This window comes from Baaleninema simplex PCC 7105 (assembly GCF_000332355.1).
GTDB lineage: Bacteria > Cyanobacteriota > Cyanobacteriia > Cyanobacteriales > Geitlerinemataceae > Baaleninema > Baaleninema simplex.
Genome location: NZ_KB235958.1, coordinates 46,334 through 62,670, shown reverse-complemented (window position 1 = coordinate 62,670; position 16,337 = coordinate 46,334). Strand labels below are relative to the sequence as shown.

Annotated in this window: 14 protein-coding genes; 6 read left to right on the top strand and 8 right to left on the bottom strand. The window is 53.0% G+C overall.

Annotation, left to right across the window (positions count from 1 at the left end):
• Nucleotides 1-23 precede the first annotated feature (23 nt).
• Nucleotides 24-803 carry an MBL fold metallo-hydrolase gene (locus GEI7105_RS0102045; RefSeq protein ID WP_017658822.1) on the top strand — a complete coding sequence of 260 codons (780 nt, stop codon included), beginning with the start codon at nucleotides 24-26 and terminating at the stop codon, nucleotides 801-803.
• A gap of 89 nt (nucleotides 804-892) precedes the next feature.
• Here GEI7105_RS0102045 and GEI7105_RS0102040 read toward each other — a convergent pair whose 3' ends face one another.
• The gene (locus tag GEI7105_RS0102040; RefSeq protein ID WP_017658821.1) at nucleotides 893-1,975 is read right to left on the bottom strand and encodes a class I fructose-bisphosphate aldolase; all 1,083 of its coding nucleotides are present in this window, start codon (nucleotides 1,973-1,975) and stop codon (nucleotides 893-895) included.
• Nucleotides 1,976-2,124: 149 nt separating this feature from the next.
• On the opposite strand from GEI7105_RS0102040, the gene GEI7105_RS0102035 reads away from it, so the two are divergent.
• The 5 genes from GEI7105_RS0102035 (at nucleotide 2,125) to GEI7105_RS0102015 (ending at nucleotide 7,295) form a co-directional block, all read left to right on the top strand.
• The gene (locus tag GEI7105_RS0102035) at nucleotides 2,125-3,417 is read left to right on the top strand and encodes an SAM-dependent methyltransferase (protein WP_017658820.1); all 1,293 of its coding nucleotides are present in this window, start codon (nucleotides 2,125-2,127) and stop codon (nucleotides 3,415-3,417) included.
• A 123-nt stretch (nucleotides 3,418-3,540) separates the two neighbouring features.
• The gene (locus GEI7105_RS0102030; protein ID WP_017658819.1) at nucleotides 3,541-3,780 is read left to right on the top strand and encodes a DUF3134 family protein; all 240 of its coding nucleotides are present in this window, start codon (nucleotides 3,541-3,543) and stop codon (nucleotides 3,778-3,780) included.
• Nucleotides 3,781-3,884: 104 nt separating this feature from the next.
• Nucleotides 3,885-5,003, top strand: coding sequence for a phospho-N-acetylmuramoyl-pentapeptide-transferase (gene mraY / locus GEI7105_RS0102025; RefSeq protein WP_026097360.1), 1,119 nt, complete (start codon nucleotides 3,885-3,887; stop codon nucleotides 5,001-5,003).
• 234 nt (nucleotides 5,004-5,237) lie between these two features.
• On the top strand, nucleotides 5,238-5,927 hold the full coding sequence (locus GEI7105_RS28665) for a DUF3038 domain-containing protein (RefSeq protein ID WP_342662805.1): 690 nt from the start codon (nucleotides 5,238-5,240) through the stop codon (nucleotides 5,925-5,927).
• Between the two features lie 21 nt (nucleotides 5,928-5,948).
• Complete coding sequence (locus GEI7105_RS0102015) at nucleotides 5,949-7,295, top strand: DUF4335 domain-containing protein (RefSeq protein WP_083862286.1); 1,347 nt, start codon at nucleotides 5,949-5,951, stop codon at nucleotides 7,293-7,295.
• Nucleotides 7,296-7,440: 145 nt separating this feature from the next.
• Here the strand turns inward: GEI7105_RS0102015 and GEI7105_RS0102010 are convergent, their stop codons facing one another.
• The 7 genes from GEI7105_RS0102010 to GEI7105_RS0101980 all read right to left on the bottom strand — a co-directional run bounded on the left by GEI7105_RS0102010 (nucleotide 7,441) and on the right by GEI7105_RS0101980 (nucleotide 16,324).
• A complete protein-coding gene (locus tag GEI7105_RS0102010) occupies nucleotides 7,441-8,076 on the bottom strand; it encodes an alpha/beta hydrolase (RefSeq protein ID WP_083862284.1) in 636 nt (211 codons plus the stop codon).
• Between the two features lie 18 nt (nucleotides 8,077-8,094).
• Nucleotides 8,095-8,874 carry an alpha/beta hydrolase gene (locus GEI7105_RS0102005; RefSeq protein ID WP_083862282.1) on the bottom strand — a complete coding sequence of 260 codons (780 nt, stop codon included), beginning with the start codon at nucleotides 8,872-8,874 and terminating at the stop codon, nucleotides 8,095-8,097.
• Nucleotides 8,875-9,640: 766 nt separating this feature from the next.
• Nucleotides 9,641-12,052 carry an endonuclease MutS2 gene (locus tag GEI7105_RS0102000; protein WP_017658813.1) on the bottom strand — a complete coding sequence of 804 codons (2,412 nt, stop codon included), beginning with the start codon at nucleotides 12,050-12,052 and terminating at the stop codon, nucleotides 9,641-9,643.
• A 447-nt stretch (nucleotides 12,053-12,499) separates the two neighbouring features.
• A complete protein-coding gene (locus GEI7105_RS0101995) occupies nucleotides 12,500-13,876 on the bottom strand; it encodes an RNA-guided endonuclease InsQ/TnpB family protein (protein WP_017658812.1) in 1,377 nt (458 codons plus the stop codon).
• Nucleotides 13,877-13,945: 69 nt separating this feature from the next.
• Nucleotides 13,946-14,212, bottom strand: a complete 267-nt coding sequence (locus GEI7105_RS0101990) for a zinc metallopeptidase (RefSeq protein WP_017658811.1) — start codon at nucleotides 14,210-14,212, stop codon at nucleotides 13,946-13,948.
• A gap of 304 nt (nucleotides 14,213-14,516) precedes the next feature.
• Nucleotides 14,517-15,344, bottom strand: a complete 828-nt coding sequence (locus GEI7105_RS0101985; RefSeq protein WP_245555358.1) for an ABC transporter permease — start codon at nucleotides 15,342-15,344, stop codon at nucleotides 14,517-14,519.
• Nucleotides 15,341-16,324, bottom strand: coding sequence for a DUF5357 family protein (locus GEI7105_RS0101980; RefSeq protein ID WP_017658809.1), 984 nt, complete (start codon nucleotides 16,322-16,324; stop codon nucleotides 15,341-15,343). Before GEI7105_RS0101980 ends, GEI7105_RS0101985 begins: the two co-directional genes overlap by 4 nt.
• Nucleotides 16,325-16,337: the final 13 nt, after the last annotated feature.

The window sequence follows — 16,337 nt, the reverse complement described above, 5'->3', positions numbered from 1 at the left end:
AAATCCTAAAATACTAATGCTCGATGACTCAAGAAGTACCAAAATCCGTTGCGAAACAGTGGTTTGTAACTCGCACAATCCACGACGGACTCTACTGCATTACCGAAGATTTCTATTGGGAGTGGAATCGCGCCAATATTTGGCTGATTAAAGGACAAACCCAAGATTTACTCATCGATACGGGGCTGGGCGTGGCCAGCTTGCGACATCACATCGCCGAACTGACAGACAAACCCCTGTTGGCGATCGCCACGCACGTCCATTTCGACCACGCGGGGGGAATTCACGAGTTCGATCGCCGCGCCATCCACGCCTGCGAAGCCGAAGCGTTACAACAGGGAGATAACCACGCCGCCCTGTGCGATCGCGATTCGGGATGGGTACAAGAAGAGCATTTCGCCGAACTTCCCTATCCTGGCTTTACCGTCACCGAGTACAAGCTGAACGCCGCCGAACCGACGCAAATTCTCCACGACGGCGACGTTTTGGATTTAGGCGATCGCGCCTTAGAAGTACTGCATTTACCGGGACATTCCCCTGGGGCGATCGCGCTGTACGATTCCCAGAAGCGAGAGTTATTTTCCGGCGATGTGGTCTACGACGGCGACCTCCTCGACGACCTCCCCGGAAGTGAAATTTCCAGCTATTTACAGAGTTTCGATCGCTTGCAAAAAATGGCGATCGAAACCGTCTACCCCGGACACTACCGCATTTTCGGACAAAAACGGTTTCGGGAAATCGTCGCCGAGTACCGCGACGGAAAACGACAGGTTGGCTGTCCGACCGAACTGGAAATTCAGTGAAATTCACAGATCCCCAGTATCTCGAAAATACCGGGGATCTCAGCGCGATCGATAAATTTAATGCAAATTTAAGGCGAATTTAGGCGAATTTAGGCGATCGAAACCTCCGGTGACAGATACACATCTTGAATGGCGTGGAGGAGTTTCACCCCGTCTTCCATCGGACGTTGGAACGCCTTGCGACCGGAAATCAAACCGCCACCGCCAGCCCGTTTGTTAATGACCGCCGTACGTACCGCTTGGGCGAAATCGTTATCTCCCGAAGCGCCTCCAGAATTAATTAACGGAGCGCGTCCGGCGTAGCAATTGAGGACTTGATATCGCGTCAAATCGATGGGGTGGTCGCTGGTGAGTTCCGAGTAAACGCGATCGTCAGTACGGCCGTATTTTCCGCCCGTACCGCGAGCGACGGCGTCGTATCCGCCGTTACTTTGGGGCTGTTTTTGTTTGATGATGTCGGCTTCGAGGGTGACACCCATGTGGTTGGCTTGTCCAGTGAGGTCGGCGGCGGTGTGGTAGTCCTTATCCTGTTTGAAGACGGAATTTCGCAGATAACACCACAAAATCGTCGCCATTCCTAATTCGTGGGCTCGCTCGAACGCACGGCCGACTTCGCGGATTTGGCGGGTCGATTCTTCAGACCCGAAGTAAATCGTCGCACCTACAGCCGTCGCCCCCAGGTTCCAAGCTTGGTCGACAGACGCGAACTGAATTTGATCGTATCGGTTGGGATAGGTCAGTAACTCGTTGTGGTTGAGCTTGACGATAAAGGGGATGCGGTGGGCGTAGCGGCGAGACACCGACCCCAACGCGCCTAACGTAGTGGCGATCGCGTTGCATCCCCCTTCTAACGCCAGACGAACCAGGTTTTCCGGGTCGAAATAGAGGGGGTTGGGAGCGAAGGAGGCTGCGCCGGAATGTTCGATTCCTTGGTCTACTGGGAGAATCGAGAGATAGCCAGTATGGGCGAGGCGACCGTGGGAGAAGAGTTGTTGGAGACTTCGCAACACTTGGGGATTGCGATCGCTCTGGACGAACAGGCGATCGACCACATCTCCCGAAGGAAGATTTAACATCTCCTTGGGAAGTCGCGCTTGATAGTTAAGGAGATCGTCGGCTTCGTCGCCGAGATAGGATTCGATCGAGGTGGGGCGTTTTACTGTAGTCGTCATATCAATAGTTGAATTTTTACAGCTTTCAAGACATTAACCGAGTCTTGTTTTTAGGGTATTCAATTGAATCGAGACGTTGCCTCTCTCTAGAGAGAGACTTTAGAAAAAAATGGGGGTAAATCGTTACCAGCCCAAAAGATCGATCGCGTTTGCACTCCAGCCTAAATTCGCGAGAACAGTCAAATTTCGATGCGATCGCCCAATCTAACTCGCAACAGTATTACAATCGATCGCGACATTTTCATAAATCCTTCAACTCGATTTTCGTGGCCATGACGCCCAACTCCAACCCCGAACTGGTTCGATCGATCCAACATCGCATCGAAAACGCGCCCGACCGTCGCATTTCCTTCGCCGACTACATGGAAACGGTCTTGTATCACCCCCAACACGGCTACTACTCCCGTGGAGCGAAATTCGGAGCCGGGGGCGATTTCGTCACCTCAACCCATCTCAGTGCAGATTTTGGGGAAATGCTGGCGAAACAGTTGCGTCAGATGTGGGAAATCTTAGGAAAACCCAAGCCGTTTTCGATCGTAGAAATGGGGGCAGGTCAAGGTATTTTAGCCGTCGATCTGTTGAAATATCTACAACGAGAAGCGTTCGGGTGTTTCGAGGCGATCGAATACGTTATTGTCGAAACCTCCTCGAGTTTGCGATCGCATCAGAAACAAATTCAAGGGGCTAACCTGCGTTGGTGCGACTGGGAAGAGATTCCCGATTCGTCGATCGTCGGCTGTTTTCTCTCCAACGAACTCGTCGATGCCTTTCCCGTCCACCGCATCGCCGTCGAAGGGGGTCAGTTGCAAGAAATCTACACCACGCTCGACGAATCGGGCGCGTTTCGAGAGGTAACGGGGGAATTGTCTGCACCACGACTGCGATCGTATTTCGACTTCGTAGGAATCGACCCCAGCCACTTTCGGGAGGGCTATCGAACCGAGGTGAACCTGCAAGCCCTCTCTTGGATGGAAACCGTTGCGAACAAACTCGACCGAGGTTACGTGTTGACCGTCGATTACGGCTACGAAGCACGACGATACTACGCAATCGGGAGATCGCGCGGGACGTTACAGTGTTATTGCCAACATCGCTATCACGACGATCCCTATACGGCGATCGGAGAACAAGACATCACCGCTCACGTGGATTTTACTGCCTTACAACGTCAAGGAGATGCCTGCGGGTTAACGACAGAAGGCTTTACCCAACAGGGTTTGTTTTTAATGGCGTTGGGACTCGGAGAACGCCTGGCCGAACTGGGACAGGAGAACCGTCCAGCTACCGGACAGGAGATTATCGACATCATGCAGCGTCGCCAAGTGTTGCACTCCCTCATCGACCCGATGGGATTGGGGGGATTCGGCGTGTTGGTTCAAAGCAAAGGCTTAGAGAGCGATCGCGATCGGTTAAAGGGGTTAACGCCGCCACCAATGTTTTAAAATCGATGAGGTAATCGACTTGCCTGCGTTCTGTAGCGTTTTTGCTCGACGACAGCCGGGCAATTGCGGGCAAAGTGTTACCATTCAACGACGAATTAATTCCATAAAGTCCCAAAAACGAGAATGAACGATCCGATCAATCCCTCTCTGCGTCAACTACCCCGTCACGAACCGGCGGAACTCATTCCGTCCCATCGCGAAACTTCTCTTTTGGAATGGCTCAAAGCCTCGGGGCGCATCATTCCTCGCGACGATCGAGAGCAGTCTTCCGCTCGCGAAGAAGAAGAATTCATCGGTTTGATTGCAGAGGAAGAGGACGATAGTTATAGCGACAGCGACGACAGCGACGGGGACGACTTGTAGGTTCTGGTTTTCAGGCTCGATCTCTGGGAATCTCGATCGAACTCGAACGAAACCGGCGATCGACAACGACATAGTGTGGGTGGGGAGTGTCAAAAAGAAGTGCTGTGGATACGAAAGTTTCAAACCGACGAGCGACCCTCACAGGAGGGCGTCTGTCGTGGGGGTTGGCGGGAGGCTTGAGTCTCGCTGCGATCGGTTTTGACGTTTCGGGCGATCGCCTGTTCGATCCTGCGTTCTCACTGACGTTACCGCTGTGGGTCGGCGCAGCATTGTCGGCGATCGTCGGCGTTTGGGGGGTTCCCGTCCTGCAACAGCTTAAAACCGGTCAGGTAATTCGCCAAGAAGGACCCCAAGCTCATTTTAAAAAAGCGGGAACGCCTACAATGGGCGGAATTCTGTTCGTTCCCGCAGCCGCGATCGTTGCTGGGGCGTGGGTGTTCCTGTCCGGGGAAATGTCGTCGGTCGATCGCATCTCGGTCGTCGGCGTTTCGGCGTTGACCCTGGCTTACGCCTTTATTGGATGGCTCGACGACTGGCAAGTCTTGCGCCGCAAATCCAACAAGGGAATTTCACCACGCACGAAATTAGCGTTGCAAATCGGCTTCGCCATCCTGTTTTGTGCCTGGGCGAAAATAACCCCCGGTCTGGCCGAGAGCGAAACCGTACAGTTTCCCGGCGGTTGGGCGCTTCCCTTGGGGGCGCTGTTTTGGCTGTTAGCAGGGTTCGTCCTCGTGGCCGAAAGCAACGCCACTAACCTGACTGACGGCCTCGACGGTTTGATGGGGGGAACGGGGGCGATCGCGTTTTTGGGACTGGCGGCGATCGTCGCGCCGACGTTTCCCGGTTTGGCGTTGTTTTGCGCGATCGCGAGCGGTGCCTGCTTGGGCTTTTTAGCCCACAACCGCAATCCCGCACGGGTATTTATGGGAGATACGGGTTCCTTGGCGTTAGGGGGCGCTTTAGCAGCCGTCGGGGTATTGGCAAACGTTCTGTTTGGCTTGTTAGTTCTCAGCGGGCTATTTTTTGCCGAAACTTTATCAGTTATCGCCCAAGTGGGGTATTACAAAGCGACGAAGGATCCCGACGGCATCGGAAAACGTCTGTTTAAAATGGCACCGTTACACCACCACTTCGAGCTATCGGGGTGGTCGGAGTTACAGGTCGTCGCGACGTTTTACGGCGTAACCGCTATCCTAGCTTTAATCGCTTTGGTAATACGTTGATAGGGAACGGGGAACGGGGAACAGGGAACGGGGAACAAGGAACGGGGAACAGGGAACAGGGAACAGTGAGCCGCGAAGCAGTGAGCCGCGAAGCAGTGAGCCACGAAGCAGTGGAGACAGTTGACAGTTTTTCCCCTTCTCCCCCTCTCCCCCTCTCCCCCTCTCCCCCTCTCCCCGGCTCCCCCTCCAAAATGTGTGTGTGTGTGATGTCCCATGCGTGAAGATGTGCTTGTCGTGCAAACGATCGATCTCGCTCAGTTGGAGAATATAAGAGCCAAGCTCGACCTGACGCTGCTCGCGTTGGAGGCGCTGGCCGGTATCGGGTCGGACGCCGTGTTGCGCGTGGCGGCGAAACTGGGACAAGCGGAGACGATCGGCGATCGCGTCACGCTGTGGCGACTGCGACAGTCAAGTCCCCTGAGAAACGGTCAGGGGGGACGTAAAAAGCTGGACGTGGAAGAGGCGCGATCGCTCGTGTTAGTCGTATGCGCTTTAGCTCGGGAACATCACGAACTGATTCGGCGAGCGATGGCGCTGCTGGAACAGTACGATGCCATCGATCGCCCGCCCCACGAGGCGGGGTTGTTGGGAGACTATCTCGATCGCTTCACGGACGCCTATCAAGAGCGCATGATCGACGGCGATCGCGTGTCGCCCCAAGTCCTCGAACAATTAGCGCTGAAGCTCCTGGTAGACTTGTTGTTTTACAGCGGGCCCGAAGGAGCGCGTCGCTTGTGGTTGGCTCTGTTCGATCGCGAGGTCGCACAGATGCTTCCCCAGAACGCCGAAGCGACGTTTCCACGCCCGAGGGACGCCTTCTGCGATCGAGGGAGCGACACGCCTCGATCGCGCGACAAGCGCGGAAAACCACCATCTCGAAACTTGCCGCGATCGCAGCGTCCGTCTGAGTTGGACTTGCCGTAAACATGAGGTTGCCGTTCGTCTATGCTGTCGTCTGACGCCATCGCTACTATGTTGCGCGGCTCGATCCGCCGTCAGTACACGCCCCCCACCTGTTCGCTATCGGTCACGGCTAAGTGTGGGGCGTCTTGGTTTCGCTCGCAAACTCCCGTGCTGTCGCGAGTACGATTCGCGCTGTCCTTCGACGATCCTCGGCTTCCCGACGAGCAGCAGAAAACTCTACGGGGGGATAAGGCCCAACTCGATCGCCTCTGTGATGCCGTGACGACTTATGTGGGGCATCTGTTGGCGCAACCCCCGCAACCGGTGACGGTCGCCTCTGGACATCGGCGATCGCACGGCGATCGCTGGCCGGTGACGGCCGCACGCATCGCGCCGTTACCCTACACCTCCGATTCGATATACCTGCAACCGAAGGGCTTCGTCTCTCACGAGTTAGTTTTGGGGTCGCTGGCGACCGAAGAGACCGGAACGGCGATTCGCTTGGGAACTCTGCAACTGTTCGATTTGGCGGCGGCCTTGGAAGAGTACGCGGCGGATTTAGGGCAACTTCCCGAACGAGACGGAACGCACGATCGCCTGCCCCTGTGGGTCAGTGCGGCAGCCGGAGCGATCGCCACCTTGGGACTGACCACCGCGCTCGGACGACTCGACGTCGCGCGATCGCCCGCACCGACGGCAACCTCCCAGTCTGCTCTAGAATCTACCCCGACCGACGCCACGTTAGCGTCACCCGAGCGCACGTTGCCCCCAGCTCCGAAAAACCTAGCCACACCGCCCCCCTTGAGCCGTCCCACCGTGCCACCTCCAACGGCGATCGCGCCGACTCCCATCGAAATTCCCACCCCAGCCACGCCCGTCGCCACCTCGGAGTCTTCGGGTAATACGACCGCCTCGCCTGGGACAAATCGCGCGACCTCTTCCCCCTCAAACGCGCCCTCAATGGCGGTGACACCCACCACAGAACCGACAGTTTCGCCAGTGGCACCGACGATTCCACAAGTTCGCTTCGAGGACGTTTCGAAACCCGGCTCGAGTTTCGATCCCTCACCGACGACGCCAACGCGATCGGCGTCTAGAGATTTAGGGACGGCGTTCGATGTCGTCCCGCAGGTGGCAGAAGTCCGACGCTATTTTCAAGACCGCTGGGAACCCCCCGAGGGATTGACTCAGACTTTGGAATATACCCTGGCGATCGATTCTGAGGGTCGTCTCGATGCGGTCACTCCCCTCGGCAAGACCGCGACGCAGTTTGTCGAGAATGCCAAATTGCCCGACCTCGGCGAAGCGTTCGTGTCGCCTGCGAGTTCGGGCGTTCGGTTACGGCTGGTTCTCGGTCACGACGGTCAGGTTCAAACCTTCGTTCAGTAGGGAGAAGAGGAGAGGGGGAGAGGGGGAGAGGAGGAGAGGGGGAGAGGGGGAGAAGGGGAGAACTTTTTAACTGCCACCACTCTTTACTCTTCCTTCTTCACTGACGAAGTCTCATCACCTCATCATCTCCTCCTCTCACGAACTACTATTCCTCTACTTCGCACTCGCACACGACGCCTTCGAGAACCTCTTTGGCGACAGCGAGAGGAACTTCGAGGCGATCGCCGACATCTCGCACAAACGCGATGACGTCTTGAGCATCATTGAGGAGTCGCGCTCCGTCAATATAGAGGTCGCGGTTGGGATAGTTTTGCAAAAATTCCAGTAAGGTAATGCGACCGTCACTGCTGACGGAGTTGATAAAGGCTGCACGCAGCGATTGAATTTCCGCGACGCGACCTCGGTTGTGGAAGACTTGCCCCATTTGGAACAAAACGTATTCCCCCGGCAGAGAATAGGTTACGTCGTCGATGAAGCGCAGGCTGACACTGAGTTCTTGCGTCAGAGCGATCTGCATATCCTCAGCGCTCAGGTTGGCGGTGTTCGCAATAAACCGCAACGTCGAGGCATCGCGAGGGATTTCTCCGGTTTCAGCTAAGGCTTCTAAATCGGCAATATCGATGTCGCGGTTGGCAGCCCCGTAGGTGAAAACCAGTCGGTCAGCGGCCGCAGCGTCGGCTGTTATCCCTGCAACACCGAGGACTAACGCCGACCCGACCGAGAGCAATTTCGTCGCAGGCGATCGCAACCAAGACGGCGGACGGAATATCGAATCAGGCATAGATGTTCTCCAAACGCGTTACTGGGCAGCTTTACTCGGCTTTACAGCTTTCGCTGCCGATAAGGTATTGGCATCGGTTTCGATGTCAGCTTCGACGAGAGAGTCGGACGTCGGACGACATTCAGCCCGGAGTTCGTCGGTGGGTAAGTTGCTTTCGTCCCGAGGTGGACAATCGCAGATGATGTCTTGCAGTACGTCTTTAATCGCTTGCAAGGCGGGTTCGATTTCAGTGATGAAGGAATCGACATCGCGTACCACGCCTTCTAAGCCGCTGGCATTGATTTTGACGATATCTTCCGGGTATGCCTGAATGAGAGTGAGAACCGACACGTAGTCTTGCTCTTCGTATACGTCTACCAACGCCGCGCGAATCGATTCGAGATCGCTGGTGTTGTCAGCACGGGTGATGACTTGCTCGAGCTGGGTGAGCAAGAATTCCCCAGTGGTACTGTTGAGAAAACTTTCGATGTCGCCGCGTAGTCTGGCACTGAGGCGAACTTCTTCGGTTAGGGCATCTTGAAGGACGTTGAGAATGTCTTCGGCAGCCTCTTGCAGAATGTCCTCTTGATCGATGAGGAGTTGTTCGAGTTCTGGAAGGTCTCCGGTGGCAGCAAAGTCGAGAATATCGTCGAGGGTGACGGTAACTTCGTCTTGGTTGTACCGAATGATAATGGTTTCGAGGGCGTCGGCAGGGGCGGTAAACGCCAGCAAGCTCGCACCCGCTCCTACCGCGAGAGTGCGACCGAGCATCTGAGCCGCAGCGTTCAGAATCTTCCGAGATTTCTGGATGAAAGGCATGGCTTTATCGTATTCTGGATATATTCTGGAGTTTTAGGGATCTGTATTCGGTTTGAGTCTATAGCCGGGTTCGGGAAAAGTCAACGAACTTTAGTCAAGTGTAAGGTTTGTGAGATTTTTTTCGCGAGAGTTTAAGAAATATAGCAACCCTAAATCAGTTGTGTAACAAAATTGAGACAAAAAGGGAACGGGGAACGGAGAACGGGGAACGGGGAATCAGATTTTTTTGGGTGTTTTAATTTTTGACGACTCATTTTGGATTGCGATATAATTTAATGTTTAAACTTTTATAAAATTTCGATTTAAATTTCTTGTGAAAAATTCATTATTTTTTTAGAGTTTTAATCTTAAGTTATTTTAGATATCGTGTTCGGCAATACAGAAACAACGCGGCTCGGTCGTGTTTTTAATGTTGGATCGATCGAGATAAGAAGATTGAAGCTGTTTGAGTCGACAATTTATAAGATCGGCGACACAAAAACTCAGAGATGGAAATAAAACGCAAAAGGGTACATCTCAGTTTTGTAAAAACATAAGTTTGATAGAAGAAAACATCTCGATTTTTTAGGATTTCCCTTTTGCGCTTTGCCGAACGTCCTTTGAGATCTCCCTATATTAATGTGAGAATGGGTTGGGTTTCAATTGCAAGACTGGGATCGCCTCAACACCTAAATCCTAAAAAAAAATATTCGATTTTTCTTTCGTAAGCTTCTGTTAAATTGACTAAACTTTGCCAACGATCGCGGGCTTGCGTATTTCAAACTCCTCACTTCAAATACGCCACCGTTACCCCCGCACCGCCATCCTTCTGCTGCGCTAACTCAAACCGGTCAATATGACTCGATCGCTTCAAAAACTCATGCACCCCCTCGCGCAATTTTCCCGTTCCCTTTCCGTGAATAATCCACAACGCACCGCCCACGGGAACCGCTTCAGCGATCGCATTTTCTAACGTATGTTCCGCTTCGTGAATGCGATTTCCTCGCAAATCCAACGTATTCTTAGAGGTTCTCACCACAGGCGCAGTTTTCATCGTCACCGTCGGCGCGGGTTTCGCTTTCGGTTGCGGTAAATCTGGTTTTTCCCCAGACAGCGACTCCACATCCGCTAAGGGAACCGTCATCTTCATCAAACCAAACCGCACCACCAGTTCCCCATCTTTGTCTGCTTCGCTGAGGACTTCCGCTGTTTGTCCCAAACGGGGAATGCGGACGCGATCGCCCTCCTTCGGACGAAATCCCGGTTTCGGTTTCGGCGGTTCTCGACGAGAGGGTAAATTCCGTTCCGCAATGGCGTCGATCGCCGCTGTCGCCTTCTGCGCGTCTTGCGCTGTGGGGGTTCCCTGCTGTAACCGCCGAATCACCTTGGCGATTTCTTCCTTCGCCGCCTCGATCGCTTCCCGAATCGCCCGTTCCTGTTCCAGTTTCAGCCGTTCTTCTCGCTGGCGCAACTGTTCGGCTTTTTCCGCAATTTCCTGATTCAACCGTTCCGCTTGCGCCACGATTTGACTGGCTTCGTCGGCTTTCGTCTCCTGACGCCGCCGCTGTGCTTCTAACTGGGCGATGGTTTCGTTGACATCGACGCTGATTCCCGAGGTGACGTATTCTTGCGCCGAGTCCACCACCTGCGAGGTTAACCCCAACCGTCTGGCGATCGAAAGGGCGTTCGATCGCCCCGGAATCCCCCACAGTAAACGATACGTGGGCGACAAACTCGCGTCGTCGAACTCCACCGACGCGTTCTCAAAGCGATCGTCTTGGTACTTCAACGCCTTCAACTCGCCGAAGTGCGTCGTCGCTACCGTCAACCCAGCGCGATCGCACAAATACTGTAACAGCGACATCGCCAGCGCACTGCCTTCACTGGGATCGGTTCCCGCCCCCACTTCGTCCAACAACACCAACGCGTTATCGTCCTCCGTCACCGCCTCTAAAATACGACTGATGCGGCGCACGTGACCGGAAAACGTCGATAAATTCTGTTCGATCGACTGTTCGTCGCCGATATCCGCCAACACCTGCGAAAACCAAGGTAACTCGACTGGTTCTCGCGCCGGAACGAACATCCCCACCTTCGCCATCAACATGGCTAAACCCAGGGTTTTCAACGTCACCGTTTTCCCCCCCGTATTCGGTCCGGTAATCGTCACCACACGAATCTGAGGCGACATCGTAACGTCGATCGGAACCACGTCGCGCCCGGCTTCGTGTTTCTGCTGCCACACTAATAACGGATGGCGTAACTGTCGCAGCGTCGTATTTTCCTCGGTGTCTACGAATCGCGGCGGGTTGGCTTCCAACCACAAGCCATATCGCGCCCGCGCAGCGGCTAAATCCAACGTCGTGACGATCGCTAGCAACCGTTCTAAGTCGGGTTTTACCTCAGCGACTCGTTCGGTTAGCGCCCGCAATACCGCCTCTTCTGCGACTTTTTCTCGCCGTTCTAGGGTGCGTAGTTGGTTGTTGTCGTTGACGATCGCCTTGGGTTCGATATACAACGTCGCCCCCGTCGCAGACGCATCGTGAACGATTCCGGGGATCTTGTCTTTTTGCGGGGCTTTGACTGGAAGCACGAAGCGATCGCTTCTCGTGGTGATTAGCTGTTCCTGCAACGCGCCCCCCTGACGCTGCATCATGCGGTTGAGGGTTTGGTAGATGCGATCGCGGGTTTGTTTGAGTTGGCGGCGAATCGACTCTAACTCTGTACTGGCGCGATCGGCCACATTTGCGCGATCGTCGATACAGCGATGGATTTCCTGTTCGAGTTCTGGATACGTCCGTAACTCGGACACCAACCTCTCTAAAACGGGAAACTCCAAATCCGCGTTGTCAACGGTGTTTTGTCCGGCTTTTTCGATCGCCCGTCGAAGCTGTCGCGCCCCATATAAGGTTGTGGCGATGTCTAGCAGGGCGTTTCCATCGAGAATTCCGCCAATTTCCGCGCGATCGAGCGAACTTCCAATATCGCGAATTCCACCGAACGACAGTCCCCCCTCGACAGTCGTTTCCAACGTATAGGCTTCCTGGGTTTGCGCTAACAGGTGCAGACTCTCCGATCGCTCGTTGGGAATCGGCAGAGAACGCGCCGCGATCGACCCCAACTTCGTCGCCGCAAAAGTGGAGAGATGCTGGCACAATCGAGGCCATTCTAGGAGGTTTAGGGTTTCTTCTCGAATCAAAGCGTTTGAGGGCAAAGAGTTCTGTTGTAATCTAGTTGTAATTTTAGAGTAATCTTAAAAGAGAAGCAATGGGAAGTTTTTCTGTATCGCGTATCCCATTCGCGAAATTGCTCGTGTGGTGAAAACCCACCGAAAGATAAAGAATATCCCAGAAAAAAGAGTTTAAAACAAAGATCGGGGTAAGTTGTTTGGACTTACCCCCTCAGTGGTGCAGAAAATTTTTCAAAATCGGAGATTGACAAAACACATAAAATATGTATCTAGGCTCGAGCCAGATCCCCGGCATCTTGGAGATGCCGGGGATCTCCGGCAGCAATTTACCGATCTGGGATTTCGTGGCCAACCCTTTAATACGGCGATATCGTTTCTAACAAGGGTTTCAAGACTTTTCTGCACCACTAAGACTTACCCCTCGTTCGCGATCGGGTTCGACTCAATCTCGACGCATCAGCAACAATTGCACCAATTGCAGCACGGCTTGACATCCTCTCCCAGCAACCCGTTCCGGGTATGCAGGGAGATTCCTTGGGTCGCCCCAAAGATTTCCTGCTTCAACAGGTGCCAGCTAGACTGAGCCAACTCAGCCCCCGCCGCCTCCCCTCCACAGGCAGTTTCGATTCCCCGTTGCCCACGGGTACAGATAACTTGTCCACTCGCCACATCACGGGGTTTGACTGACCCGCAGTTGTGACAGTGATGGATTCGAGTTGAGAGGTCTTTATGAACCTCTGCCCCACAATCTGGGCATTCCTGAGAAGTGCCACGAGCATCCACCTTGCCGTAAAAGACATCACGCTTCCAGCACACCCAGGGAAGAATCTGGTTGACAAATTGACCCAATCCAGCATCTAGAGTGTGTTTGCCCAACATTCCTATCCCCCCTTCGCCCCCCTTTAAAAGGGGGGGTGGGGGGATGAGATCTTCGACAAAAATCATCCCTGCACCATCACAGAGGTGATGAGCCAGCTTGAAATGCCAGTCTTTTCGCGTATCGGCAATCCGTTGATGGACTCTCGCAATCTTCTTCTGGAGTTTCAGCCAGTTAGCTGACCCCTTCTGCTTTTTCTTCAATCGGCGTTGCAGCAATCTCAGCTTGCGGTGCAGTTTGTTGAAAAAGCGAGGTCGCTTGACCTGTTCCCCATCAGACGTTGAAAGAAAGTACTCCAGTCCAACGTCAATCCCTACCGGATGTCCGTGAGGGGCTACAGCAGGAATATCGACGTCAGCCTGAAGGCTAAGCACGACAAAGTACCCGGATGCCTTGCGAACAATTTGAGCTTGCTTAACCTGGAATAAATCAGGAATTTTCCGCGACCACCGAACCCGAACCCATCCCAGTTGTGGCAGCTTTATACCCTCATCAGACACACAGTTTTTGAGTCCTCGACTCCGCTCGGACTCAACGCTGAGCGGAGCCGAAGCGTTGAGCATCTGGGGGAAGACAAAGCTTCGCATCCGGTTGGGTTTTTTGAACCGTGGAAGACCCGAACGCTTTAACCGCCACGACTCCCAAGAGGCTTCCAGTTTTCGGATGACTTGTTGAAGCACTTGGGCATTAACAGTCTTTAATCGGGGGTATTCAGCTTTGGCCGCAGTTAGCGACTTGCACTGCCGCGCATAGCTGGGAAATAGTGCATCCGCAGGCCAGATAAATTCCTGCCGAATCGAACACGCATTTACGGGCGACTTTCGGGAATTTAGCCAATCCTTACGTTCCCGCAGGGCAAAATTCCAGACATTGCGGCACACATCCAAAATGTGTTCGATGTCTGAAACCTGCTCCGCCGTTGGCTCTAGCTTGAATTCCCACGTCATGTTTAGCATGAAATTATTATAGCCTATGAAATAAATATTTGTTTCCTAGGCTTAAGCGAACTACTCCCTCCCGTCGCTTCACCACCCCCCAAGCCCTCGGCTATGGGCGGAGCACTGCGACGGATCTTGGTAGTGGTCGGTGAGTTCTCCGCCTACGGGTTCGACGCGCACGTCGTAAATTCCTTTTTTGGCGAGAATTGCACGGGCGACTTCTTCTCCGGTCATTCCCAAAGTCGAGGGAATTTCAGCGTAGCGTCGATAGGTATTGTGGATTTGGGCTTGCGCCCAAACCATTAACAGAATACCGGGAATCAAAACGAGATACGACCAATGGAAATACGGCATCGGTTTTTCGCTCTCTCGATCGGGAAGGGATAGTTTTTAATTTTAGTATAAATGAGGCGATCGCGTCTTATCCCGAACGTTGTAGTCGAAATATCCGTACTCGCGGTTTGAAGTGTTTTCGAGACAGGCGATCGTTAGGTCACTTTTTGAAAAATAAGTCCTTCTAATTGGTGCTGTTCGAGACACTCTTTAAATCGATCTGAAACTAAAGCGACATTCTCTTCAGGTAATCGAAAAATAGGGCGATCGCCAATACATTTTCCATTTTTTTAAATCGGTGAATTGATTTTAAAATTCTCCAAGTTTAAAACTGTCGCTGTCGGAAAATGGCGATCGCCAGTGCCAGTAAGACCAAAATATAAGTCACGCCGTAGAGAACGTTCAACCACAACGTTCCAGCATCGGACATCGCTGCCATGCCATAAATGGCTTCGTTTTTAACATCCAATCGTAACAAATCGGGCAGAACGATATATAACACCGTTGAAATGGGTTTGAACGATTCGTTATTTGTCGTTTCCGCTAACTGTAATAAATCTCGACTGAAACTGCCTGCCAAATACGTTGCAAGCGTTAAAAACGATGCGAGTAACGAACTCGTAAACACGCCAAACAAAATTGCAACCGCAATTAAAACCGCCAGTTTTAAACCCAGAAACGCCACGGCGATCGCAAAACTACCCAACGGAATCTCGATGTTGCTCAGTGCGGCGATCGGTAGCGTCACGATCGCCATCGATACGATCGCAACTAACAACACAGCCCAGAGTCCGAAAAACTTCGCGATAATCAACTCTCCACGAGAAATCGGTTTAGAAACCAACACCAACATCGTTCGTTTGTCGATTTCTTTATTAATTAATGCCGTTCCCACAAACGCCGTAATAAACACCCCCAACAGTTCGATCGTTCCCAATCCCAGATCGAGAACGATTTTGGGATATGCCCCCGCCGATAAATCGGGAAGCAAACGCACCGCAAGAACGAGAACCAATACGTAAAATCCAATTACGTAAAGAATGCGATCGCGCACGACTTCCCGAAAAACGTTCGTAGCGATCGCCGCAAAACGACTGAAATTGACGACGGAGGACGTGCGAGAAGTTCGAGTTTCTGGAGTCTCTGACATCATGATTCCGGTTGGCTTTCCTCAAAAACGGTATAGGGTGTGAAGATCGCTTGCGTATCAGTATTACATTGAAGCGACCCCGTCGTATCCCGCTGCTGGGCTTCGATCGCCGGGGGAACCTCCTGACGCTTCACCCGACACATTAAGGTTATCGTCTGTCCGTTCTCGTCTAACCAGTACCGCTCCCAGTACAATTGTACGAACAAACGATACTCGTCCCGACCGTTACCGCCGACTCTCAAGGAAATATCCCAAGGGCGATCGCCTTGGATTTGCTGAATTTCGGGTTCGAGGTTGCGTCGGACTAAATTAGGATCTGCACGGACGTTCAGCAGAATTTTTTCAATTTCCGACCACGATCGATCTTTAAAATGCTTCTCGAGAAAAACTTCGACTGTACGCGCGATCGCGTAACCTCTCAATTGTGAGGGACTGGCAACGCGGACGATAAAATTACTTTCCGTTAAATCTGCCAACCGCACGCCAGGGTAGTCGGCGACCCAATCTTGGAGAAGAAACGTGAAGTAAATCCAACAACTGAAAACCGTGGCAATTAATCCTCGCAGTAACAACGCCGGACGTTTTTCGACTGAAGGAATTTTAAAATTGCGTTGTTTTCCGACGAAGGACGGTAGAACGGCGATCGTACTGGTTACGAGGGGAAACGCGACGAACGCCCAGCGAGGAACCCGTCCCGATTCGTCGCGAAAAAACATCGTACAGAGAACGGCGGCGACGATTCCCGGTCCTAAAGAAATGCCTAGAATTTTCCAAGGATTGCTACTTTGCCACCACGCCAACGCGAAGAGAAAAACCACCCACCCCAATCGCGTAATGGGAGAGTCTGCAAGCTGAAAACTCGGTTCGGCTAGAACGAGCGCCAAGGAAATTAACCAAATTCCCCAACTGGTTAACATGAGCGTTTGCCAAGAGGCAAACTTGGGCGGTTGGAATTGCGATCGCACCCATTTCCAGTTGTCCATACGCGTAAAGTTT

Bases quoted from the DNA above. Each gene is read 5' to 3' on its own strand.
- GEI7105_RS0102045 (WP_017658822.1), top strand. From the start codon at position 24: ATGACTCAAGAAGTACCAAAATCCGTTGCGAAACAGTGGTTTGTAACT.
- GEI7105_RS0102040 (WP_017658821.1), bottom strand. From the start codon at position 1,975: ATGACGACTACAGTAAAACGCCCCACCTCGATCGAATCCTATCTCGGC.
- GEI7105_RS0102030 (WP_017658819.1), top strand. From the start codon at position 3,541: ATGAACGATCCGATCAATCCCTCTCTGCGTCAACTACCCCGTCACGAA.
- GEI7105_RS0102015 (WP_083862286.1), top strand. From the start codon at position 5,949: ATGCTGTCGTCTGACGCCATCGCTACTATGTTGCGCGGCTCGATCCGC.
- GEI7105_RS0102010 (WP_083862284.1), bottom strand. From the start codon at position 8,076: ATGCCTGATTCGATATTCCGTCCGCCGTCTTGGTTGCGATCGCCTGCG.
- GEI7105_RS0102005 (WP_083862282.1), bottom strand. From the start codon at position 8,874: ATGCCTTTCATCCAGAAATCTCGGAAGATTCTGAACGCTGCGGCTCAG.
- GEI7105_RS0101995 (WP_017658812.1), bottom strand. From the start codon at position 13,876: ATGCTAAACATGACGTGGGAATTCAAGCTAGAGCCAACGGCGGAGCAG.
- GEI7105_RS0101990 (WP_017658811.1), bottom strand. From the start codon at position 14,212: ATGCCGTATTTCCATTGGTCGTATCTCGTTTTGATTCCCGGTATTCTG.
- GEI7105_RS0101985 (WP_245555358.1), bottom strand. From the start codon at position 15,344: ATGATGTCAGAGACTCCAGAAACTCGAACTTCTCGCACGTCCTCCGTC.
- GEI7105_RS0101980 (WP_017658809.1), bottom strand. From the start codon at position 16,324: ATGGACAACTGGAAATGGGTGCGATCGCAATTCCAACCGCCCAAGTTT.